The sequence below is a fragment of the Rhodoligotrophos defluvii genome, from assembly GCF_005281615.1.
Classification (GTDB): Bacteria; Pseudomonadota; Alphaproteobacteria; order Rhizobiales; family Im1; genus Rhodoligotrophos; species Rhodoligotrophos defluvii.
The window spans coordinates 1,208,087-1,229,187 of record NZ_SZZM01000001.1; the positions used below are offsets into that span (position 1 = coordinate 1,208,087).

17 protein-coding genes are annotated in these 21,101 nt (G+C 60.0%); 4 read left to right on the forward strand and 13 right to left on the reverse strand.

Annotated elements, in window-relative coordinates; genetic code table 11:
- Positions 1-307 precede the first annotated feature (307 nt).
- Complete coding sequence (locus E4P09_RS05785; protein ID WP_205042019.1) at positions 308-1,240, forward strand: DMT family transporter; 933 nt, start codon at positions 308-310, stop codon at positions 1,238-1,240.
- A gap of 46 nt (positions 1,241-1,286) precedes the next feature.
- On the opposite strand, the gene E4P09_RS05790 is transcribed toward E4P09_RS05785, so the two are convergent.
- A complete protein-coding gene (locus E4P09_RS05790) occupies positions 1,287-2,234 on the reverse strand; it encodes a LysR substrate-binding domain-containing protein (RefSeq protein WP_137388582.1) in 948 nt (315 codons plus the stop codon).
- A gap of 84 nt (positions 2,235-2,318) precedes the next feature.
- Between E4P09_RS05790 and E4P09_RS05795 the strand changes: the two genes are divergently transcribed.
- Complete coding sequence (locus E4P09_RS05795) at positions 2,319-3,161, forward strand: alpha/beta fold hydrolase (protein WP_170984250.1); 843 nt, start codon at positions 2,319-2,321, stop codon at positions 3,159-3,161.
- Positions 3,162-3,404: 243 nt separating this feature from the next.
- Here E4P09_RS05795 and E4P09_RS05800 read toward each other — a convergent pair whose 3' ends face one another.
- The 9 genes from E4P09_RS05800 to E4P09_RS05840 all read right to left on the reverse strand — a co-directional run bounded on the left by E4P09_RS05800 (position 3,405) and on the right by E4P09_RS05840 (position 14,208).
- Positions 3,405-4,124, reverse strand: a complete 720-nt coding sequence (locus E4P09_RS05800; RefSeq protein ID WP_170984251.1) for an acyl-CoA dehydrogenase family protein — start codon at positions 4,122-4,124, stop codon at positions 3,405-3,407.
- Between the two features lie 326 nt (positions 4,125-4,450).
- A complete protein-coding gene (locus E4P09_RS05805; protein ID WP_137388585.1) occupies positions 4,451-5,620 on the reverse strand; it encodes an acyl-CoA dehydrogenase family protein in 1,170 nt (389 codons plus the stop codon).
- 28 nt (positions 5,621-5,648) lie between these two features.
- Positions 5,649-6,869 carry a CaiB/BaiF CoA transferase family protein gene (locus tag E4P09_RS05810; RefSeq protein WP_137388586.1) on the reverse strand — a complete coding sequence of 407 codons (1,221 nt, stop codon included), beginning with the start codon at positions 6,867-6,869 and terminating at the stop codon, positions 5,649-5,651.
- A gap of 40 nt (positions 6,870-6,909) precedes the next feature.
- Positions 6,910-7,434, reverse strand: coding sequence for a hotdog family protein (locus tag E4P09_RS05815; RefSeq protein ID WP_205042021.1), 525 nt, complete (start codon positions 7,432-7,434; stop codon positions 6,910-6,912).
- Positions 7,435-7,473: 39 nt separating this feature from the next.
- Positions 7,474-8,388, reverse strand: coding sequence for an aminotransferase class IV (locus E4P09_RS05820; RefSeq protein ID WP_137388588.1), 915 nt, complete (start codon positions 8,386-8,388; stop codon positions 7,474-7,476).
- A 24-nt stretch (positions 8,389-8,412) separates the two neighbouring features.
- Complete coding sequence (locus E4P09_RS05825) at positions 8,413-10,044, reverse strand: hydantoinase B/oxoprolinase family protein (RefSeq protein WP_239025034.1); 1,632 nt, start codon at positions 10,042-10,044, stop codon at positions 8,413-8,415.
- A gap of 4 nt (positions 10,045-10,048) precedes the next feature.
- Positions 10,049-12,196, reverse strand: a complete 2,148-nt coding sequence (locus tag E4P09_RS05830) for a hydantoinase/oxoprolinase family protein (RefSeq protein WP_137388590.1) — start codon at positions 12,194-12,196, stop codon at positions 10,049-10,051.
- Between the two features lie 248 nt (positions 12,197-12,444).
- On the reverse strand, positions 12,445-13,401 hold the full coding sequence (locus tag E4P09_RS05835; protein WP_137388591.1) for a PDR/VanB family oxidoreductase: 957 nt from the start codon (positions 13,399-13,401) through the stop codon (positions 12,445-12,447).
- A gap of 39 nt (positions 13,402-13,440) precedes the next feature.
- On the reverse strand, positions 13,441-14,208 hold the full coding sequence (locus tag E4P09_RS05840) for a hypothetical protein (RefSeq protein ID WP_137388592.1): 768 nt from the start codon (positions 14,206-14,208) through the stop codon (positions 13,441-13,443).
- Positions 14,209-14,482: 274 nt separating this feature from the next.
- On the opposite strand from E4P09_RS05840, the gene E4P09_RS05845 reads away from it, so the two are divergent.
- Together E4P09_RS05845 and E4P09_RS05850 are read left to right on the forward strand one after the other, a co-directional pair.
- Positions 14,483-15,286, forward strand: a complete 804-nt coding sequence (locus E4P09_RS05845) for an IclR family transcriptional regulator (RefSeq protein WP_137388593.1) — start codon at positions 14,483-14,485, stop codon at positions 15,284-15,286.
- Between the two features lie 88 nt (positions 15,287-15,374).
- Positions 15,375-16,610 (forward strand): C4-dicarboxylate TRAP transporter substrate-binding protein, encoded by a 1,236-nt coding sequence (locus tag E4P09_RS05850; protein WP_137388594.1) that lies wholly within the window; start codon positions 15,375-15,377, stop codon positions 16,608-16,610.
- A gap of 154 nt (positions 16,611-16,764) precedes the next feature.
- Here E4P09_RS05850 and E4P09_RS05855 read toward each other — a convergent pair whose 3' ends face one another.
- From E4P09_RS05855 to E4P09_RS05865, 3 genes are all read right to left on the reverse strand, one after another.
- Positions 16,765-18,075, reverse strand: coding sequence for a TRAP transporter large permease (locus tag E4P09_RS05855; protein WP_205042022.1), 1,311 nt, complete (start codon positions 18,073-18,075; stop codon positions 16,765-16,767).
- Between the two features lie 41 nt (positions 18,076-18,116).
- On the reverse strand, positions 18,117-18,590 hold the full coding sequence (locus E4P09_RS05860; RefSeq protein WP_205042023.1) for a TRAP transporter small permease: 474 nt from the start codon (positions 18,588-18,590) through the stop codon (positions 18,117-18,119).
- A 92-nt stretch (positions 18,591-18,682) separates the two neighbouring features.
- A complete protein-coding gene (locus E4P09_RS05865) occupies positions 18,683-21,025 on the reverse strand; it encodes a xanthine dehydrogenase family protein molybdopterin-binding subunit (protein ID WP_137388596.1) in 2,343 nt (780 codons plus the stop codon).
- Positions 21,026-21,101: the final 76 nt, after the last annotated feature.

Genomic DNA, 21,101 nt, shown 5'->3' on the forward strand with positions numbered 1-21,101 from the left:
ATAAACGGAACGATCGTCCATCACCAAGTCGATATGGGCGTCGGAGGATGCCGATGACCCCGACATATTCGCTAAATCGAACGGTTACTTCTCAATTATTCATTTTACGCGGGTGAAGCCGCAGAAGTAGATTGTAAACAAGGCCGCGCCTTGTGCACCCAACAGCAGAAACTCCCCTTCCAGAGACAAACATGAACATCCAAATCCTAGCCACCGCGGGTATCGGTGGTCGCACGCCCTTGCTGCCAGGTGAGCGCAACGTCGATGCTGTCCGCATCCTTCGGGTGCTGCGCACCGGGGCCGCGTCATGAAAGCCGGATCCGTCGCCCATTCCACATCGAGGGCTCAGAGCACGTGGCTACTGGGCGTGCTATGCGGCCTCGCTGTCGCCCTCATCTGGTCGGGTTGGTCCGTCGCTACGCGCTTTGCGATGAAGACCCATCTCGCGCCGGCCGACGTGACCTTTCTTCGGTTCGGGGTCTCTGCGCTCTTTCTGTGGCCTGTTCTGGTACATCACGGGTTGGGGTTGAAGCGGATTGGCGTCGGGAAGACACTCGTCATGCTGATCGGCGCCGGGGTGCCGTTCATGATGACTGCATCGATCGGCATGCGCTTTGCGCCGGCATCCCATGTCGCAACACTGATGATTGGCTCGATGCCCATCTTCGTCGCTCTTCTGTCCGCCCTTCTGTACAACGAGCGGTTCAGTCAGCTGCAAGTCTGGGGCCTGGTTGCTGTTATTGGCGGCGCGGCCTGCATGGGCGGCCACGCGTTGATCGCAGATCGGGGCGAGGGCGCGTGGCGAGGTGACCTCCTCTTTGTTTGCGGAGGGCTGCTCTTCGCGAGCTACACCGTGGCGCAGCGGCGTTCCGGCATCAGCCCGTGGCACGCAACGGCATTGGTGAATGTCGCTTCCGCGCTGATCTTCTCTCCGGTCTATTTCCTATTTCTGCATCCCAAGATCTTCGGAGCACCGCTCCAAGACGTTTTGTTCCAGGTGATCGCACAGGGCATTTGCGTCGCTATTCTCGCCATGTTCTTCTACGCGGAGGCGGTGCGCAGGCTCGGTGCCTCGCGTGCGGCTATCTTCGGGGCCTTGGTTCCCGCCCTTGCCGTCCTGCTCGGCATGCCCTTTCTCGGCGAGTTCCCCAGCATGGTCACCTTGGCCGGAATCGCACTCGTTATTGCCGGGGTCCTTCTCGTGGTGACCGGCGCCAGCCGCAAGCCGGAGCAGCCGTGAAGGAGCAACTGGATTCCGAGCTGGCTTGGGCTGTTCGAGCCGTCTCTCAGGACGTTGCTTCGCCGGGCGCGGCACTATCAACGTGGCAGCACTGCCTGCAAGCAAGGAGCCAGTCGAGAACGGTGCGTGCCTTTGCGCTAAGCGGCTTTTGGCTCGGCCACACCGCGAAATAGCGGTTCACGGCGACACCGTCGGTTCCGAAGGGGGCCACCAAGTCGCCCCGTTGCAGGAACTCGTCGATCATCGGCGTGCGTCCCATGATCAGCCCGGCACCGGTCAGTCCGGCATGCAAGACGAGATCGAAGGATTCGAGAGCGACAATGGGGCCTCCACTCGGTTCGGGCCAGCCCCGGCGCCTGCACCAGGCTTGCCATTCGTCAGCATGTGTGCCGTTGAGAACGATCGGCCCCCGGCCCTTGAAGCTTGCCCACCCCACTTCGCGCCAGGACTTCGCAACATGGGGCGCGGCGACGGGGAAGCAGCGCTCATCCACGATCGGAACTGCTTCGAGGCCCGGCCAGTGGCCGCTTCCATACCGAAGGCCCAGATCTATGCGCTCGCGGAGAAGATCGCACAGCCGTCCTGTCGGAAGCAGTTGAAGCTCGATATCCGGATGGCGACGGAAGAACTCGGCATAGCGCGGGACGAGCCAATAGGTGGCGAGGGGGCGTGACAGGGTGACGGTAACCTTCGTGCTCGGCTCGCGGCCGACATCTTCGAGCGCGTGTTCCAGCAGCCGCAAGGCCTCCGCTACCTTGCGATGGAAGCGCTGTCCCGCCGCCGTCAGCACCGCGCCCCCGCTGGTGCGATCGATCAGGCGAACGTTCAACCGTTCCTCGAGCCGCCGCAACTGGTGGCTTACGGCCGAGTCGGTGACACCCAGCACGTCGGCGGCACGATTGAGCCTGCCTCGCTCAGCAATCGCTATGAAGGCGCGAAGTTCGTCCAGCGGCGGCAAATGAACGGTCATGGCAAGGACCTGAAGCTTCGTCATGTCTGGTTGATCAAACTTCGCTTCCCTCTTCGCTGATTTGCAACGAAATAGTGCAGCTCGGACATGCAGTTTAGGTCAGAAGAGATGACGAAGCATCACCTCGATGGCCGGTTTCGATCGTCGGCCGGCGAAATTGCCTACGGTTCGACCGGCGAAGGGCCCGACGTCGTGCTCGTGCACGGCACGCCGACAAGTTCGCTGATATGGCGCGGGATCATCGACCGGCTGAGCGCGAATTACCGGATGCACTGGCTGGATCTGCCGGGCTATGGCGCATCTGAAAAGTTTGACGGACAGGACGTGCGCCTGCGCACGTTCGCAAAGGTTCTGCGTGAATTTGTCGAGCATCTCGAGCTGCGCCGGCCGCACTTGGTCGGACATGACTTCGGTGCGGCCACCGTGTTCGGAGCATATTTGGTAGAAGGTGTTGCCGCGCGAAGCATATCAGTCGCGAATGGCGTGGTGCTGAACCCGTGGGGCACTCCTTTCTCGTTGCACGTCAAGGAATACGAGGAGGTCTTCGCAGGCGTGCCGGGTCATATTCATCGCGCACTCCTGGCGGCACACCTTTCCACGGCAGTTGCCCGGCCGCTGCCACCCGATCTTGAAGACGCGCTCATTGCGCCCTGGACCGGGGAAGCCGGTCAACGAGCCTATTACCGTCAAGTCGCTCAATATGATCACGGCTATACGGCCCGACTGGAGGAAGTCTATCCCGACGTCGGCGTGCCCACGCTCATCTTGTGGGGTGAGCTGGATCGGTGGGTCAACATCGAGGTCGGCCATCGCCTCCATGCTCTGATCAAGGCGAGCCACATGGAAACCTTGCCCGATGCCGGGCACTTTTCGATGCTGGATTGCCCTGGCCTCTTCGCCCGAACGCTTGCTGCTTGGCTGACCAAGCAGCCTTGGGAAGTCGCAACCTGAAGGCCTGGATCATCCGGACTGCCGCAGCCCAAAGAGAAGTAACCCATCTTGAAAAATATGTCAGGCTTGAACTGCAAGACGACGACTCTATCGTCGCCGAACGTGACATTAGTCCGACAGGTCGTGGCAATAGTCAGAAACAATGTACGGCAATACTTGGCGGTTAATCGCGGGTACGTCGCGCAGACGCAATCTTGCACTCGTCAGTGACCCCAAGTTCTGCTCTCAAGCTGTTTAGACAGCCTAAACGGCGATCGTTTCCCACAGCCGCTCAGCCCCGCTCGCAACGAGACGGTCGCCAAGCTGGTCTGCCCAATATGCCTCGCTTCCGAATTCCTCTCGCCATGACCAGAGGCGGCGGGTGAACAGCTGAAGCCCATATTCATGGGTCAGTCCAATAGCGCCGTGAATTTGATGACATCGCTGCGCAACGATTCTCGCCGCCTGCCCCGTCCGGATCTTCGCAGCCGCCGCTATATCGATTATCTCGGCATCTCCTGCCTGCACGGCCAGCGCGACCAGGGCGCCGACGGCACAAATCTCTCCAGCGACCTCGGCGAGGTAATTCTGGATGCTCTGGAATTGAGCAAGCGGCCGGCCAAACTGGCTCCGGGTGCCGGCATATCGTCGCGCAAGGTCCATGGCGCCTTCCATGGCGCCCAGCATCTGAAAACAGCGCCCGAGAGCCGCTCTGGCCTTGATGCTCGTGGCGGTCACCGGCGGAGGTAGAGCTGCCACCGCGGCGGCATCGACCGCCAGGGCATCCAGGATAATGTCGTCTCGCGGCTCTCCAGCGAGATTTAGGCCCGCTTCCAGACGGAGCCTCTCGGTCGGGATACGGACGATCCATGTGTCCTGGCCGAGAATGGCCAGTGCCACGATTTCATCAGCATAGCGGGCAAAGGGAACTCTCTTGATCTTTCCGTCCAGCACCCATCCGTCCCGCTCGCGCCGGATCGACATCTCGCCAGTCTCCGGAAGAGCCGCAGTGCGCAAGCGGGAGGAGCGTGACTGTAAGCCGGCCTGGCTCAACAGCCATCCCCCTATGAAGTCATGTTCGAGACAAGGCACGACTACAGCTGAACGCCCTAGCTCTCTGAGAACATTCGTTAGGAGCGACGGTCCGCCCTCGTATTCCGCCGCTATCGAGGTCATGCCAAGGTCGCTCATCTTGCCCCAGACATTCTCGTCCCAGAATCCTGGCGGACGGTTTACTGCCGCCCCGAGGCTGACCTCGCTCATAAGAAGCCTGCGCAGCGTCTCCTCTGCCAGGGTGTCACCGCAATCACTCATCGCAGACCAAGTCCCTTCGCCACGATGCCTCTGAGAATTTCATTCGTGCCGCCACGCACGGTGTAAGCAGGCGAGTGCATGAGAGCGACGGCCAGGTGGCGCTGCAGCGGATCGCTTGCATCCAAACTCGGTTCACAAGCGAAGATGTGGCGAGCCGTCTCGGCGATCTCTTGCTCGAACCGTGTGCCGATATCCTTCACCACGGCAGCGGCAATGATGGGGCTGTCGCCGGCGTCGAGACTTTGCGCGACCGCCAGCGACATGGCGCGGAGAGCATATAATTGTGCAGCCAGACTTGCCACAGCACGACCGGCGCAGCGATCGCCGGTCTCCGCCGCGCGGCGCAACATCTCGACCAGCACGGGATAGGTGCTGAGGAAGCGCTCCGGTCCGCTCCGCTCCAGCGCCAGATCCGATGTCACGACCTTCCATCCCTCGCCAACTTGCCCAAGGACCATCTCCTCGGGAACATCCACGCCTTCGAGCACCACCTCGTTGAAATGGTGCTCTCCCGTCATCAGCAGGACGGGCCGTGCTTTCACCTTTGGGTGGGGCAGCTCGACGACCATCACGCTCAGCCCCGCATGACGGTCTTCCGTGCGCGGCGATGTTCTGCACAGCACGACGAGGAGATCGGCGTGATGGGCATGGCTGGTCCAGATCTTGGTGCCGGTGAGACGCCAGCCTTCCCGGGTTCTTTCCGCGCGCGTCCGGACCGATGCAAGGTCTGAACCCACGTCCGGCTCGCTGTAGCCTATGGCGACGACACAATCACCGCGGGCGATGCGAGGCAGGACTCTGCGCTTGATCGGCTCGGAACCGAAACTCAAAATGCTGTTTGCCGCTTGCCGGTCAGCGATCCAATGGGCTGCGACAGGGGCCCCGGCCGCCAGCAGTTCTTCGATAACGACGAACCGCTCGACTTGGCTGCGGCCATGGCCCCCGTAGTGCGTGGGGATCGTCATGCCGACCCAGCCACGCTCGGCGAGAGTCCGGCTGAACCCGCGGTCAAAACCTCTCAACCAAGCGTCCACCGTCGGTTCGAAGCTCCTGGACTTGAGCTCTTCCTCGAGAAACCGGCGGACTGCCTGCCGAAGCTCGAGCGCGCTGCTGCACAGGGGCCGGGGTCGAAGATCAAGCTCAAACTGGAGGGTAGAAGCATTCATCGATGACTGTCCTGCTGCGCCTCTCGGGCTAACCCAGTGCCAAATTGCTGATTTCGACGTCAGCTCGCGCCACGCCCGACTTCTGCAACCCCGCAATCTCGGCGGCGCTGAACCCCGCCTCTTCGAGCACCTCGACCGTGTGTTGGCCCAGCCGCGGCGCCAAAGTTCTCATCTCGGGCTTTGTTTCGGAGAACCTTGTCGATGACCCCACCATCCGGATCGTACCCTCGCTCTCGTGCTCCCAGATTTCGAAGAAGCCGGTCGCCTTCAGGTGAGGATCACTCACGAGATCTTCCGGCTGCGCGACAGCCGCGGAAGGTATGTCTGCCTCGCCAAGGAGAGCCAGCCATTCACTGCTGGTCCGTGTCAACAAGGCTTGGGCCAAGATCTCGTATAGAACGTCGATGTTCTCGGTTCTGGCAGCCATATCACCGAACCGCGAGTCTTCCGCCAATTCGGCCTGGCCGATGATCTTGAAAAATTTCGCCCACTGCCGGTCATTGTAAGGCAGCACCGCTATGTAACCGTCAGCTGTCTGATACGGCCTTCTGTTTGGAGAGAGTATGCGCGAATAGCGGGGCGGCCCCAAAGGCGGCTCGAATGCGGCGCCTGTCATGTGTTCGGCGAGCGCAAATCCCACCATCGTCTCGAACATCGGCACGTCGATCTTCTGACCGCGGCCACTCGTCTGACGCTCGAACAGCGCAGCCAGAATGGCGTTGGCTGCAAAGAGAGCCGTCACCTTGTCGGCGATAGCTGTTGCGCAATAGGCGGGTCTTCCGGACGAATGCTGCTGATACGCCGCAAGACCCGACGCGGCTTGGATGATGTCGTCGAATGCAGGGCGGCCCGAATAGGGACCCCCCTCTCCGAAGCCCAACCCGCCGCAATAGATGAGTTTCGGATTGATGGCACTCGCCCATTCATAGCTTATGCCCAATCTTTGCATCGCCGCCGGTCGCATGTTGTAGACCATCACATCCACCGTCGAGACGATCCGCTGCAGGACGGAAAGCGCCTGTGGCTTCGTCAGATCGAGGACGCAGCTCCTCTTGTTGCGGCTGAGATTGAGGAAGGTTCCGCCCATCCCACGCGACCGCGACGGCCCCAGAAATCGAGTGCTGTCTCCCTCGGGGGGTTCGACCTTGATGATATCAGCGCCGAGATCTCCCAAGAGTTGCGTGCAGTAGGGCCCAAGAAAAACCGTTGTCAGGTCGAGTATACGGATACCAGCTAATGGACCAGACATGGAAATTGCTCCATCGAGTAGCGGTCGAGGCGACTGCGGCCTATTCCGCGACCGCTCCAGGTTTGCGTGTGCGCACCATCCGGACCGGTGCATAGATGAGGACGGTCTCGCCTCGTTGATTGACGACCTTGTTCAGCGTTTTCACGATGCCACGGTCCGGCTTGCTGGTGAGCCGGGCTTCCAGCACCTCGCATTCGACATGGATCGTGTCTCCCGCAAAGGTGGGGCGGCAAACCTTCAGGTCCATTTCCAGGAATGCCAGGCCCGTCCTTTGTAGAGTGGCGGTGATGACCAGCCCTTCCGCGATGGAATAGACAAGAGCGCCAGGAACGAGGCGCCCGGTAATGATGGAGTGATTCTCGATATAATCGAGACTTGTGAAGAGCTCTTCCAGGATGCCAGCCAGGCAGATGAAGTTTGCAAGCTCGGTCTCGGTGATGCTGCGGCCGACCGTGCGGAAACGCCTACCGACTGCATGGTCTTCGAAATACAATCCCAAACCGACAATTTCGGTCGGAAAACCGGGTTCCCCTGGTGAGCCATTTCCGATTTCAGCCTCCATCATCGCTCCTTAGGTCTCTTGACCGCAATTCCGCATGGAATGTTAAGCTCCGACGCGGGTCACCCAATGACTGAAGCGGTCGAGCTTTCCATGAACGGCACGCTCGTAAGCTTCCCAGAGGGCCAGGGAGATGGGCCCTGGCGCCCCGCCTGGCAGCGAAATTTGGTCCACCGATTTGATCGGCGTCACTTCGTAAGCCGAACCGCAAAGGAAAGCCTCGTGGCAGGTCAGGAGTTCTGTGCGATCGATCGCGCGCTCCTCCACCGGACAGCCGACCACTTCTCGGGCAAGCTGAATAAGGCTGTCGCGGGTCACACTTTCCAGAATGCTCTGTGTACCAGCCGGCGTTACCAATTTGCCGTGGCGCACCGCGAATAGACAGGCCGCAGCCGCCTCGCTCACCGCGCCATCTTCGGTGAGCAGAATGGCCTCGTCATAGCCGTGTCGTCTCGCCTCGAGCAGGGCGAGACGGCCATTGGCATAATTCGCGCTGTTCTTGACGCGTGGCGGCAGATTGTTGTCGCCGATCCTGCGCCACGAACTTATGCAGGTCGTCACGGCACGCAAATGTGGTGGCTTGCTCTTGGCCGGCAAAACCGCGCACGAGAGCAGGACCGGTCCTGCGGCATCAACAAATCCGTTTTGCGAGACGATGTAAGCGGCCAGGCGGATGTGCACGTCCGTGTTGGCGGCATTCGCCAATACGGTCTCCATGACGACATCACGGAGCTCCGCGACGGTTGGCAGCTCGCCATATCCCATGATGGTCATGGACTGGATCATTCTTGCGAGGTGCTCATCCAAGCGAAAGAGGCAGATCTCGCCGCCATCGTCTCCATAACCCCGAATGCCCTCGAACACGCCGATTCCGTATTTCACGGACGGCGAAAGCACACTGATCGTCGCTTCGTTGGCTGGGCGCAATTTGCCCCCAAAGTGGACGAGCGCATCGGACATGTGTCTCTCCTGTGAACCAAGACGTCAGGAAAAGGCGTGCGCGTAATACTGCCTTGCGATCGCGTCCGACAGCAGCCCGTCTTCCAAATCGCGCATCACAGCCTCTTTGGAACGGCGGCTGGAATCGCCATATCCGCCACCGCCCGGGGTGTGCAGCACCAATCGGTCTCCCGCTGGAATTTCCTGCTGTCCTTTGCCGCGGAGCTTGACGCCAGACGCGAGGAAAACCCGTCCAGGGGCGCCGTCTGTGCCACCGCGCCGCCCTCGTGACGGATTCTCAATTCGGTCGAACATGGCCTGAACGATCATTGGCCTCCCGTTCAGCTCGCCTATTTCGAGAACCTGACCATGGCCACCTCGGAACGCACCGAGCCCGCCGCTATCGGCAAGCAATTCCTTGCGCCAGACCACGACCGGAACGATCAACTCCAATGCTTCGATGGGGATCGTCTTCAGCCCCGTCGGAAAGACGGTCGCATCGAGGCCGTCCTTCTCGCCACGAGCTCCCATCCCACCGCTGAAAAAGCAGACCTGCTCCCAAAGGCGATGTTTCCCGCCGTGGTCGTGCGCGCCGCGGAGACTGGGCATCCACATCATGCCGGAATCGGCGAGGGTTACGCCCGGCAAGGCCTGGTCCAAGCACCCGATGATCGCATCGGGCAATGCCAAGCCAACGATTTGACGTGCCGAAACCGGGGCGGGGTGCAGAGGATTGAGGATGGACCCTTCTGGCGCCTTGACGGAGAAGGCACGAAGCGATCCGTGGTTGTTTGGCACATTGGGCGCGACGACGCATTTGATGCCATAGCAGGTATAGGCAGCGGCATAGGCAAGCACGACGTTGATACCATAACTGCTTTGGGCCGAGGTTCCCTCGTAATCGACGACGATCTGCCCTTCGCCCACTGTGACCGCCAGGACAATTTCCACGGGAGCGTCATAGCCGTCGACCATCACGCGGCTGTCGTACCGGCCTGCGGGCACTTTTCCGATCGCGTCCACGGTGGCGGCATGAGACGTCTCGATGATGTAGTCCGCTATCTCCCGCAAGTCGGGTTGGTCGAACTCTTCGAGCGTTAGCGCCAAGCGGCGCGCGCCATCCTCGCCGGCCGCTAGCACTGCCAAGATGTCACCCTCGACCTGGAGCGGCTCGCGCGTGTTCGCCCTGATGATCTGCATCAGGTCTTCATTCAGCTTGCCTTGCCGAACTAGCTGCATGTGTGGAATGTAAATTCCTTCCTCGAATACTTCCCGGCCATCGGGTCCAAAGCCGCGCCCGCCCACATCGGCCAGATGAATGGTGGCGGCAAACAGTCCGACCACGCGATCCTTGTGGAAGGCCGGCGTGACAACCGTGATGTCGTGAAGATGGCCAGAGCCCTGCCAGGGATCGTTGGTGACGAAGGCGTCGCCCGGCTTCATGGAATCCACCGGAAAATGTGGGAAGAAGTGCGCCACCGCGTTCGCCATCGAATTCACGTGGCCTGGCGTTCCCGAAACGCCCTGGGCGAGCATCCGTCCATCGATGTCGAAGATACCGGTCGCGATATCGCTGGATTCGCGTACGGCGGCGCTAAAGGCGGCACGGATGACGATCTGCGCCTGCTCCTCGCAGATGGAGATCAGGCGGTTCCAGATGATCTGCCAATCTATCATCCGTCTATGCATCGATCAGGTCCTCTTTTTTCTCCAGCTCGGAGGATGGCGCGAGTTCCTCGCAAAGGATCGCGCCGGTCGACAGTACGGATGCCCGCATATTGGGCGGGATCAGTGTGGATGTTTCCTGCTCTTCGATGATGGCTGGGCCCTGAACGATTGCTCCGGGCTTGAGCTCACTGCGGTCATAGAGCTGGCAGGTCTGCATCTGGAACTGGGTGGGATCGAATATTTCCCGCGTGCCCATATCGGTCGGTATATATTCGGGTGCTTTACTCGCTACGGAACGTCTTGCCGGTGGTGGCTCCGATATACGGACGGACCAGGTCATGAACTCAGGCTCGGCGCCAGGAACGGTGCGGCCATATACCTGCCGATACCGCTCCTCGAACATCTCGAGCATCGGGCCGCGGTCTGCCTCACTGAGCCCTTTCGCGGGCACTGGCACGGTGATTTCGTATCCCTGACCGCGATAGCGCATCGTAACGGCGCGCGCCTCCACAAGATCCGGTGTCCTGGCGGCGGGGCACACGATGGCGATGGCTGCTTCGGCCATCCTGTCCAGAAATGCCGAGACTTCTTCCAAATCGGCCGCGGCCAGCAGCTCCGGCTTCGTCCGCGCGATCTCATAGGAGACCGGCGCCCACAGAAAACCCACGGCGGAGCCGACGCCAGCGGCAGTGGGGATCAAGAAACTCCGGACCCCAAGCTTGCGTGCGATAGCGGCGACATGGAGGGGAGCGGCACCGCCGAAGGCGACGAGCGTGCGATGATTGAGCGTCTTACCGCTTTCGGCCGCATGTATGCGCGTGGCTGCCGCCATGTTTTCGTCGACCACATTGACGATGGCAGCGGCACTTTCCGCTGCGTTCAATCCCAGCCCCTTGCCGATGGTCTGCTCAACAGCGGCGGATGCGGCCGCATTTTCGAGCGGAAACTTTCCGCCGTCGAAGCCTGCGGGGGAGATACGCCCCAAGACCAGATCGGCATCGGTCACAGTGGGCGCCGCGCCGCCCCTCGCATAGCAGACCGGCCCCGGCTCAGACCCGGCGCTCTCCGGTCCAACGTTTACTCTTTGCAGGTTGTCAAGCCGAGCGATCGATCCTCCTCCCGCGCCGATCTCGACCATCTCAATGACGGGAATGCGCAGAGGCATGCCGCTGCCTTTCTTGAAGCGGTATACACGCGCCACCTCGAAAAGCCGGGAGGTCTGCGGTTGTCCGTCGTCGATTAGGCAGATCTTGGCTGTCGTGCCGCCCATATCGAAGGAAACGATGTCGTTGAGTCCGTTTTGCAGAGCCAGTTCCGAAGCGAACACGGCTCCACCTGCGGGGCCGGATTCCACCAATCGCACCGGGAACTTGATCGCAGTGTCGATCGTGGTCAGGCCGCCGCCCGACAGCATGAGAAGCAGTGGCGACCGCACCCCCCTGTTATGAAGGCGGCTCTCAAGCCTCTGCAGGTAACTTGCCATTTTGGGCTGCACATAGGCATTCGCGCAGGCCGTCGAGAAGCGTTCGAACTCGCGCATCTCCGGAGCAACTTCGCTCGATAGGGAAATGAAGAGGCGAGGCAGCTTTTTGGACAGATACTCGCCGACCAGCTCCTCATGCTGAGGCTCTATGTAGCTGTGAAGGAAGCACACGGCGACTGCATCTATTTGCGCCTGCTCGATCTTGGCCGCAGCGTCCTCGACATCCTCCATATTGAGCGGCATTAACTCGCGCCCGGTGGCACTCATCCTTTCGCGCACCGGAAACCGGAAGCTTCGCGGCACGAGCGGAACCGGCATTTCGATATGGAGGTCGTAGAGATCAAAGCGCTGCTCGAAGCCAATCTGAACGACGTCCCGCACGCCCGCTGTCGTTAACATGGCCGTCTTGGCACCCTTGCGCTCGATGAGCGCGTTGGTAGCCAGGGTCGTGCCGTGGATGACGAGGTCCAACCGGTCGGCAGAAATTCCGGCCTGTGAGAGCACGCGGTCCATGACCTGTATGACCCCATCGTCCGGCGCGGCGTGCGTGGTCAAGACCTTGGCCGTCCACAGTCGGCCGTCCGCCTCCAGCGCCGCATCCGTGAAGGTGCCTCCCACGTCGATTCCGAGGCGAATTCTTTCGAGAGCTGTCGTCACCCCTATCTCCCTGTCGCTCATCGCATACCCACCGTAGATCACGTCCACTATATGCATAAAATGAATTTTACAATTCAAAATCGGTAATCGATCCGATGTCAAGGACGAATGACGGAAAGGCGCGGCGCATTCTCCGCTATTGCAAGGGGGGTTGAGGGGGGAGACGGACTCGGTGGGCGCGAGCATGGTTGGCGACGACGTAAGTACAAACCCCGTCGGGCCAACGAGGCTGCGAAGCCATGGGCCGGCTGACGGGGTAGATCTCTGAGCTATAGGTCCAGGATGAGCTCTTCTCCCGTGCAGCCCGAGCAGCAGATCATGATCGTGTCGCCTTGCTGGCGCTCTGCTGCCGAGAGAACTGAATCTCTATGGTCGGGTTGGCCGCCGATCACCCGTGTCTCGCATGAGCCGCAAATGCCTTCTTCACAGGAATAGGTAACCTCTATTCCCGCATCCCGAAGCACCTGAAGAATGGTCGCGCCGGCTGGGATATGGAAAGACCGCCCGCTTCGCGCCAACACGACCCGATAGCCGCCACCAGTTGCCGGCCTCTGGTGTGGTGTGAAGCGTTCGAGATGGACCTGCTCGGAAGGCCAGGAGGCAGTAAGGCTTTCGAACCGCTCAAGCATCGGGGCTGGACCACAGCAATAGACATGAACAAGCTCGTCCGGCGGGGCAAGTATCGCTGAAAGATCCAGCACCGCGCCGCCCGCCTCCTCGTCAACATGGAGGTTCACCGGGCCGAGAGCGCGCGCTTCATCGAGGAAGATGGCGGAGGGCCGGTTTCTGCAGGAATAGTGGAACTCCCACGACCTGCCGGTCCGGGCCAGGCATTGCAGCATGCTCCAAATCGGGGTCACGCCGATGCCGCCCGCAATCAGGATCGAGTGTGCCGCGTCCTCGACAAGAGGAAAGGTGTTGCGTGGCCCACGGAGCCGAAGCTCCGTGCCGGCCGTAAGATGATCGTGGATGAAAGCCGACCCACCGCGGCTCCTGGGATCGCGCTTTACGGCGATGCTGTAGTATTCGGGCGAAGTTGCCGGACAGATGAGAGAATATTGCCGAATTACTCCGTTCGGCAATTCAAGATCGATATGCGCCCCCGGCTCGGCGTCGGGAAAAGGTAGGCCGTCCAGCCTGCGAAAGACACAATGCTTGATATCTTGGCCAAGTTGCTGCGCCTCGACCGTGACGGTATCGAAGGCAAGTTCGGCCCGCGTTTCCATTGAGCCTCACGAGTGGTTGGCGGCTCTAACCGACGCCAGCTAATGTTCCGGTGCCCGGGCGACCTGGCGCATCGGGAACTGCATAAAAATGACCCTGGCGCCACCTTCCCCGCCCACGAGCTCCAGTGGGGGCTCGCGCTCGGAAACAAAAGTACAGCTCATCGGTCCCGCAGCATGACCTCCAATCAGGACATCGCCCGAGAGGACAATCCAATATTGACCGCCCCCCGCCTTCGGATCAGGCCCTGCCATCCGCTCGCCACATTCGACATCGCACATCCAGGCCGCAAGCCCGTCTGGTTCCTCCGGAAGCAATATAGCACGACCGCCTTCCGGTGCTTCTTGCGGCGCGTGATGGTTGCTTACTCTTCCCCGCCGCTTGCCATTCCCGAGCGCCTTCAGCTCCGATCGCGCTTCGGGCATCCACTTGGCGCCGGGATCAAGCCCGTTGCGCAGCGTGAGATATTCCAGGGTTTCCGCACCCGATGTGATAGGACCATAGGGCGTGAACGCATCGGCAAAATGGAGCGTCGCTTCCTTCAGAGGCGTTCTGCCGAAGAGACCTCCACCCCTGAGAAACAACTGAAACTGGTCGGCCTGGTGAAAGTGGGGCCGAATTACGGAATTGGGTTCCTGCTCGACAAGATAGGCGACCGGATGCGGAGCATCGTCTCCTTCACCTTCCGCCGCGCTTTCTGAGCTTGGCGGTTTGCCGATGTACATACTGAGCCAGACCCGAGTGCCGTTGATCAATGTCCGCAGTTGTCGCCGGCCTTCTGCTTCTTGCAGGCTTACAACAATGCTCATCCGGGTTCTCCGCGGCATCAAATGCGCTTTATGCATTTTTTAATGCATAAAATGATCTCTGTCAATCCGCCATCCGTGACAGCGCCGGTCGAGAATGGAGCCGGTGATGTCATGAAGCGCTTCCAATGAACCACGCGGCCAAGGCGTCGTATCGCGCTTTGCACTCGCTCTCCTTTTTAAGTAAAAGCGCTTGCTGCGCTCACGAGCCGGCAAGGCTGAGCTGATCGGCGGACGCGGGTCCCTGAAGGGATATGGAGGGGGAGCAAGTAGCAGGATGGCGAGACGAAAAGCGACGCGGCGCACGCCCGACGTATCGGCGCCGCTTGAGCGGGCCAGCAAGGTGCTCGCACTTGTCGCGAAGGCACCCGAAGGCTTGCGCGCTGTAGAAATTGCAGAACGGGTGGAATTGGCTCAACCCACCGCCTATCGGCTCGTGCAGCGGCTCGAGAAAATCGGTTATTTGCAGTGTGACGAAAAAACGCTCACCTACACCATCGGTCCAGCTCTGCGCCAGTTGGCCCGGACCATCGAGACGAGCCAGCCGCTGAAGCTGGTCATAGACTTGGCTATCCAGAACCTGGCAGATGATACGGGCATGACAGCCTATATTGCCACGCGCATCGGCACGAGGCTGACGCTCGTGTTGGCGCGTCCGCCGAAATCGGCAGCCGGCCCGTCGATCATTCCCGGCTATCATTTTCCTGCACACGCAACGGCCGCTGGCCGCGCGCTTTTGGCCTTTCAGCCGGCCGCTGCCATCGACACCTTCCTGAAAGAAGCGACGTTCGAGCGCATTACGCCCGCGACGATCACGTCACCCAAGAAGCTCTTGGTCGAGCTGGAAAAGGTTCGGCAGCAGGGATTTGCAATCATGCGGGGCGAGCTCGGCAACGGGATGTGGGCTATGGCGGTTCCCGTGCCGGCCGAGCGAGCGCCTGTCTTTGCCGTCGGCGTTGTGACCTTCGAATCCCAAGTCGAAAATAGCAGCAAGAGCATTCAGAAGTTAGCTGAGGCCATCCGAAGGCTCGCAACGGATCTCAGCCATGTGCTCGCCGATCATCCGCCGCCGTCTAACTGACATCTTTGGCCCCATTCTGTGACGGGCGTGTTGATCGCGCCCGGCAAATATCATTTTTTGCATTACTGAATGCTTTTTTGTAATATCAATGATGGCAGCGGAGCGAACTTCCGGGGAGGCACGGTGGTCGCATCCTAGCTGCGTGATGCTCCACGAAGCACAGCCGTGGAGAGAACTGGGAGGGTATTCGACCATGAAGTGGCACTCGAAGGCATTGCTTGCCGGCGTTATGAGCTTGGCCATGACGCAGATCGCCAGCGCAGTTGAGTTCAACATGAGCATCTGGTTTCCGGATGTGCATCCTCTCGCCCGGTATGGGTATATCGAATGGGCCGAGGCGATGAAGAAGGCGCCAAATGGCGAGCTGTCCCCGGTCGTCTTCACGGGCAGCTCGCTGCTTGCGCCAAAAGCGCACCTCTCCGGCTTGAGGGATGGAATTACACAAGTCTCGTTTCATGCCGGCAGCTATACGCCTGCCGAAACGCCGGAGGACAATGTCGTCGCTGGTCTGGGCCTCAGCATGTCGGAATACTTCGAAACGGCCTTTGCGGTGACCGACTTCTATATCAATGATCCGGAAATGCAGGCCATGTTCGACCGAAATGGCGTGGTCTTCGGCTCCGCCTATGCAACACCGCCTTATCGGCTCATTTGCACCTCCGCCGTCGAGACGCCGGAAGACATTCGCGGCAAGTCCATCCGCGTGCCGACGGCCGTGCTCGCGGCATGGGCGTCCAGCGTCGGCGCAGTGCCGGTTGCCATTCCCTCGTCGGAAACATATACGGGCCTCGAGAAGGGGCAGCTCGACTGCACGGCGGCTTCGACCAACGACCTGAAGACGGCTTCGCTGTGGGACGTGGCGAAGCATGTGACGATGGTCAATCTCGGCAGCATCTCCACCGGATGGCTTCACGGATTCAATAAGGATTTCTGGAAGGGCTTAACCAAGGAACAACGGGAGATCATCTTCGATACCATGGCTGACGCCAATGTGGCCGCCGCTATCGGTTATCTGGAAACGGCCGAAAGCGCGGAGGCTGCCGCTGCGGCGCACAAGGTCGCGATCCACGAACCGTCACCGGAACTCTCAGCGTCCATCACCAAATATGCACAAACCGTCGCGCGCAAGGCCGCCATCGAGGATGGCGAGAATAAATTCGGACTGAGCGATTCCGAAGGCCTTATAAAGCGGTTCGAAGCCACAGTGGCCAAATGGAAGAAGTTGCTTGCCGGGGTTGACCGCCGAGATCGTCAAGCACTCGCCAATTTGCTTAAGAACGAGGTTTATAAGAAGATCGATTTCGAGCGTTATGGAACAGAGTAGTCTTGCTCGAAGAACCAAGGGCGCCCCCTAGAGCATTTTCGAGCGAAGTGGATGCCGGTTCGCGTGAAGAAAATGCGATCAAACAAGTTAGATCATTTCCGCGATTCGGAGAAAGGCGGAAGTGATCTAGCGGCGCCCTTTCGTTTTGATGATTCTATCGCGCCATCAGGCTGGGCAGAAAAAGCGAAATCCAGGGAAAGAGGACGATCACGACGAGGGTCACGAGATCGGTTATGATGAACCATGTAACCCCTCGGAAGATCTTGGTGAGTGGCACGAGCTCCCCCAGAGAGGCTTTCATCACGTAGACGTTCAATCCAACGGGGGGCGTGACCATTCCGATTTCGAGAAGCTTGACGAGAACAATGCAGAACCAGACGAGATTGAAATCGAGCTCGCGCGCGACAGGAAGGATGATCGGCAGCGTTAGCAGCATCAATCCCATCGAGTCGAGAAAGCATCCAAGCACCAGGTAAAGCACCCACACCATCATTATGACGAGCAGCGGATCCGAGCCGAAGCTCAACAATGTTTGCGCCATCGCCGCGGGCAGTCCGGAGAGCGCCATCAGCCGTGCCAAAAGGATCGTGCCGATCACCACGATGAAAATGCTTGCTGTTCCCGACAAGGTTTTGACGATGGCATCGAGGAATAAGGACCAGCGCAGGGCGCCTCGCCACCAGGAAAGCAGGATCGCGAGAAATGCACCTACCGCGCCCGCTTCGGTCGGGGTGAAGAAGCCTACGAAAATGCCGGCCAAGACCGCGAGGATCAGCACCGGCAACGGCCAGATGTCTTTGAGCGCCTCCAGCTTTTCATCGCGCGAGAAGTGTTCTTGAACCTGCGGGGCCAAAGAAGGATCGACCATGACCCGGCCAATGATCATGGCACTGTAAAGTATGGCCGAAAGCAAGCCTGGCAGAAAGCCAGCCATAAAGAGTTCCGCGATCGAGACTTCCGCGAAGTATCCATAGAGGACCATAAGAATGGATGGGGGAATGAGGGAGCCGAGCGTTCCCGCGGAAGCGATCACCCCGCTTGCAAGACCTGGATCGTACCGGTATTTCAGCATTTGCGGCGTGGCGATCCTGGCCATGGCGGCTGATGTGGCCACGCTTGAACCAGACGCGGCCGAGAAAAGCGCGCATGCGCCAACACTGGCAACAGCCAGGCCGCCAGGCAAGCGGGACAGAAGGATCCGCATGGCTCTGAAAAGGCCACGTGTCAAACCGCTTGACGAGGCGATGTAACCCATCAGCAGAAACATGGGGATCGCCGTCAAATTCCAGTCGCCGACGACATTGAACGGCACCGCTGTCACCATGCCCCACGCAGCGCGCCAGCTGAGGATAGCCGCGATCCCCAGAAACGAAACGACTCCGAGAGCGACGCCGATCTGCACACGTAGGGCGATGAGTAGCAGGCTGGCACCCGCTGCGAGCATCCCGATATCGAGCTTATCCACCGTCGCGTCCCCTGAAGATGCTTCGTCTCAGCTTTGTTTGTTCAATCGACCGGCGGAGGGGTGTCCGGTACTGGCTGGAATGCGGGTTCCAGAACAGCGCGGACAGCATGGGCGAGCATCACCAGGACCAGTGTGAAGAAGCCGACCGGCAGTAGGAAACGAGCAGGCCAAATCGTCACATAGATTGCCCCCATCATCAATTCGTTGATGCGATAGGAATTGACCGCATCGAGCAAGGTTTGCCAGCCGAGGACGCCGAAGAAGATTGCCGACAGGATGCAGGCAAAAATATAGACCGCTCGCTGTAGCGGCTTCGGCAGGAGTTGCACGACCAGGTCGACGCTGATGTGCTCGTGGCGCAGCTCGACCAGAGCCAGTGGCAAGAAGACCACGGCGACCATGTAGTAGATGGAGACAATCTCCAGGCTGCCCTCGATCCGTCCGTAGCCCAGATTGATCAACAGGACGTCCGCGACCACTTGCAACATCATGAGGATGAGGCTGATGCCGGCCAAACCCGTCAGTGCCCAGGTTATCCGCGTTAATATGCGGTACATCTTCGCTTTCCCCTTCTGAATTTGGGGGCTTGCACCCTCCCCAACAGCCTTTAGCTGACCGACGGCTGGCTCATTTTGGATGCGGATATCGCTCGCCAGATGCGCTCGGGTGTTGCTGGCATGTCCAAGTGTCGAACACCGAAGCCGGATAAAGCGTCGATGACGGCGTTCAGTATAGCTGGGCTTCCACCGATTGTTGCAATCTCGCCCACCCCCTTGATGCCCAGTCGATTGTTGGTGGAAGGTATCGCAATCGTATGTGTGCCAATGCAAGGGACGTCCACGGCTCGTGGCATGACATACGTCATGTAGCTTGTGCTCAGCAGCTGAGCCGTCTGCCTGTCATAAACGATCTCCTCGAGCAAGGCCTGGCCGAGCGCCTGTGTGATGCCGCCGTGGATCTGGCCATCGATAAGTGCTTGGTCGATCACCCGGCCAGCATCCTGCACGGCGGCGAGATTCACCACCGACACACAGCCGGTCTCACGGTCGATTTCGACTTCCGCTGCAACGACGCCACTGGGGCAGGAGGCAATATTATCGCGAAAATCAGCTTCGCCGACCAAAGGGCCGGCACATTCGGCCGGCAGCATTTCACCATTGGCCATCAATCGAGCCAGCTCGAAGAGTGATACTTCCCGGTCGGTCCCTGCTACGCGAAAGGCGCCCCGCTCATAGGCAATGTCCAGTAGGCACGCTTCAAGGACGTTAGCGGCCATCAGCCGCCCTCTTTCCACGAGATCCTCGCTTGCAAGAGTGATGCTGTTTCCCGCGATTATGGTCGAGGAAGATCCGCCCGTCCCTCCCCCTGCTGGAATTGTCGCCGTGTCGCCCTGGTGGAGGCGGAACTTGTAGGGATCCATACCCAACGCATCCGCCGCTATTCGGGCGAACGAAATCTCGTGGCGGTGCCCGTTGGACTGCGTGCCTGTAAATATCAGGATCGAGCCATTCGGATCGACTTCGACTCGTGTCTTCCCACGGGCGAAACCGCCGGTAATGTGAACGTAGCAGGCAAGGCCGAAGCCCCGCAGCTGACCACGTGCGCGAGACGCTGCGCGCCTCTCCTCGAACTGCTGGTGGTTCGAACAGGTAAGCACAAGCCTCATCAACGAAGGAAAATCACCGCTGTCGTAACGTGTGCCAAGCGGCGTGATATAGGGCATGCAGGCGGAAGGGATCAGGTTGCGCTCACGCAGCGCAATTGGGTCGTGCCCCGTTTCCAAGGCCGCCACGTCAACAAGGCGTTCGAGGAAATAAGCCATTTCCGGCTTGCCAGCTCCTCGGTAGGCGTCGACCGGAACTGTGTTGGTAAAGACACCTCGCACCCGCATGAACATGGCGGGAATGCGATAAGGGCCCGACGCGACCTTGGCTGCGCCTTCTGATGGAATGACGGCCGCAAAGTTGGAAAGATACGCCCCGAGATTGGCGTCGCTTTCCATACGGAGCGCCAGAAAATCACCCTGCGCGTCGAGCGCGAGTTCGCACGTGGCGACTTGATCACGGGCTTGCGTGTCGCTCAGGAACGCTTCCGATCGGCTACCTATCCAACGCACAGAACGCTCGAGCGTGCGCGTGACCCATGCGATCACGGCGTGCTCTGGGTAGAGGTAATATTTCAGGCCAAAGCCTCCGCCGACGTCCTGTGTGATGACTCGCAGCTTCTCCGGCGGCAGATTCAGAACCCTGTTACACAACAAGTCATGAATGAGATGAACGCCTTGGCTTGGGGTGTGGATGGTGACCCGATCGAGCGATGGCTCGTAGAATCCAATAACGGCCCTCGTTTCCAAAGGACTGGGGCTTACGCGATTGCATGCTGCCTTCAGCTTGACGACATGGGATGCTCTGGCAAAAGCGGCGCTTACGGCGGCCTCGTCGCCCTTTTCCCATGTAAAGCAAATATTTCCGGGCGCTTCGGGCCAGAGGACGGGGGCGTCGTCTCGAATGGCCGTTTCCGCGTCGACGATCGCCGGCTCTTCCTCGAAATCAACATATACCGCTGAGGAGCCGTTGCGAGCCGCATCGAGTGAGCTCGCCACCACGATCGCAACGGCCTCCCCGACGTGACGAACTTTGTCGACGGCGAGAGGCGGGCGCGGCGGTTCGATACACCTGCGTCCGTCGACTGAGACGAGAGGAGCGACGATTGGAATGTTGCCGACCCTGTCACGTTGCAAGTCGGCGCCAGTAAAGACGCCGACAACGCCGGGCGTGGCGAGGGCTGCCTCCAGTGAGACGGATCGGATCCTCGCGTGCGCAACGGGCGATCTGACAAAGATGGCGTGCAGCGAGTCCTCGGACTCGAGGTCTTCAGTGAAGCGACTGCCCCCGGTCAGTAGCCGAGCATCGTCCGGCCAAGCACCTTCTTCCGGGTGCGTCGCAAACATTTCACCGACAACCCTCAGGAAACCTCCAACATCCTAGAGAAATTATCATACTGTTTTTGCATTATCAAATCCATTT

Excerpts from the sequence above, each read along its gene's own strand:
- E4P09_RS05785 (WP_205042019.1), top strand. The coding sequence starts at position 308 with ATGAAAGCCGGATCCGTCGCCCATTCCACATCGAGGGCTCAGAGCACG.
- E4P09_RS05790 (WP_137388582.1), bottom strand. The coding sequence starts at position 2,234 with ATGACGAAGCTTCAGGTCCTTGCCATGACCGTTCATTTGCCGCCGCTG.
- E4P09_RS05795 (WP_170984250.1), top strand. The coding sequence starts at position 2,319 with ATGACGAAGCATCACCTCGATGGCCGGTTTCGATCGTCGGCCGGCGAA.
- E4P09_RS05800 (WP_170984251.1), bottom strand. The coding sequence starts at position 4,124 with ATGTCGATCCGGCGCGAGCGGGACGGATGGGTGCTGGACGGAAAGATC.
- E4P09_RS05805 (WP_137388585.1), bottom strand. The coding sequence starts at position 5,620 with ATGAATGCTTCTACCCTCCAGTTTGAGCTTGATCTTCGACCCCGGCCC.
- E4P09_RS05810 (WP_137388586.1), bottom strand. The coding sequence starts at position 6,869 with ATGTCTGGTCCATTAGCTGGTATCCGTATACTCGACCTGACAACGGTT.
- E4P09_RS05815 (WP_205042021.1), bottom strand. The coding sequence starts at position 7,434 with ATGATGGAGGCTGAAATCGGAAATGGCTCACCAGGGGAACCCGGTTTT.
- E4P09_RS05820 (WP_137388588.1), bottom strand. The coding sequence starts at position 8,388 with ATGTCCGATGCGCTCGTCCACTTTGGGGGCAAATTGCGCCCAGCCAAC.
- E4P09_RS05825 (WP_239025034.1), bottom strand. The coding sequence starts at position 10,044 with ATGATAGATTGGCAGATCATCTGGAACCGCCTGATCTCCATCTGCGAG.
- E4P09_RS05830 (WP_137388590.1), bottom strand. The coding sequence starts at position 12,196 with ATGAGCGACAGGGAGATAGGGGTGACGACAGCTCTCGAAAGAATTCGC.
- E4P09_RS05835 (WP_137388591.1), bottom strand. The coding sequence starts at position 13,401 with ATGGAAACGCGGGCCGAACTTGCCTTCGATACCGTCACGGTCGAGGCG.
- E4P09_RS05840 (WP_137388592.1), bottom strand. The coding sequence starts at position 14,208 with ATGAGCATTGTTGTAAGCCTGCAAGAAGCAGAAGGCCGGCGACAACTG.
- E4P09_RS05845 (WP_137388593.1), top strand. The coding sequence starts at position 14,483 with ATGGCGAGACGAAAAGCGACGCGGCGCACGCCCGACGTATCGGCGCCG.
- E4P09_RS05850 (WP_137388594.1), top strand. The coding sequence starts at position 15,375 with ATGATGGCAGCGGAGCGAACTTCCGGGGAGGCACGGTGGTCGCATCCT.
- E4P09_RS05865 (WP_137388596.1), bottom strand. The coding sequence starts at position 21,025 with ATGTTTGCGACGCACCCGGAAGAAGGTGCTTGGCCGGACGATGCTCGG.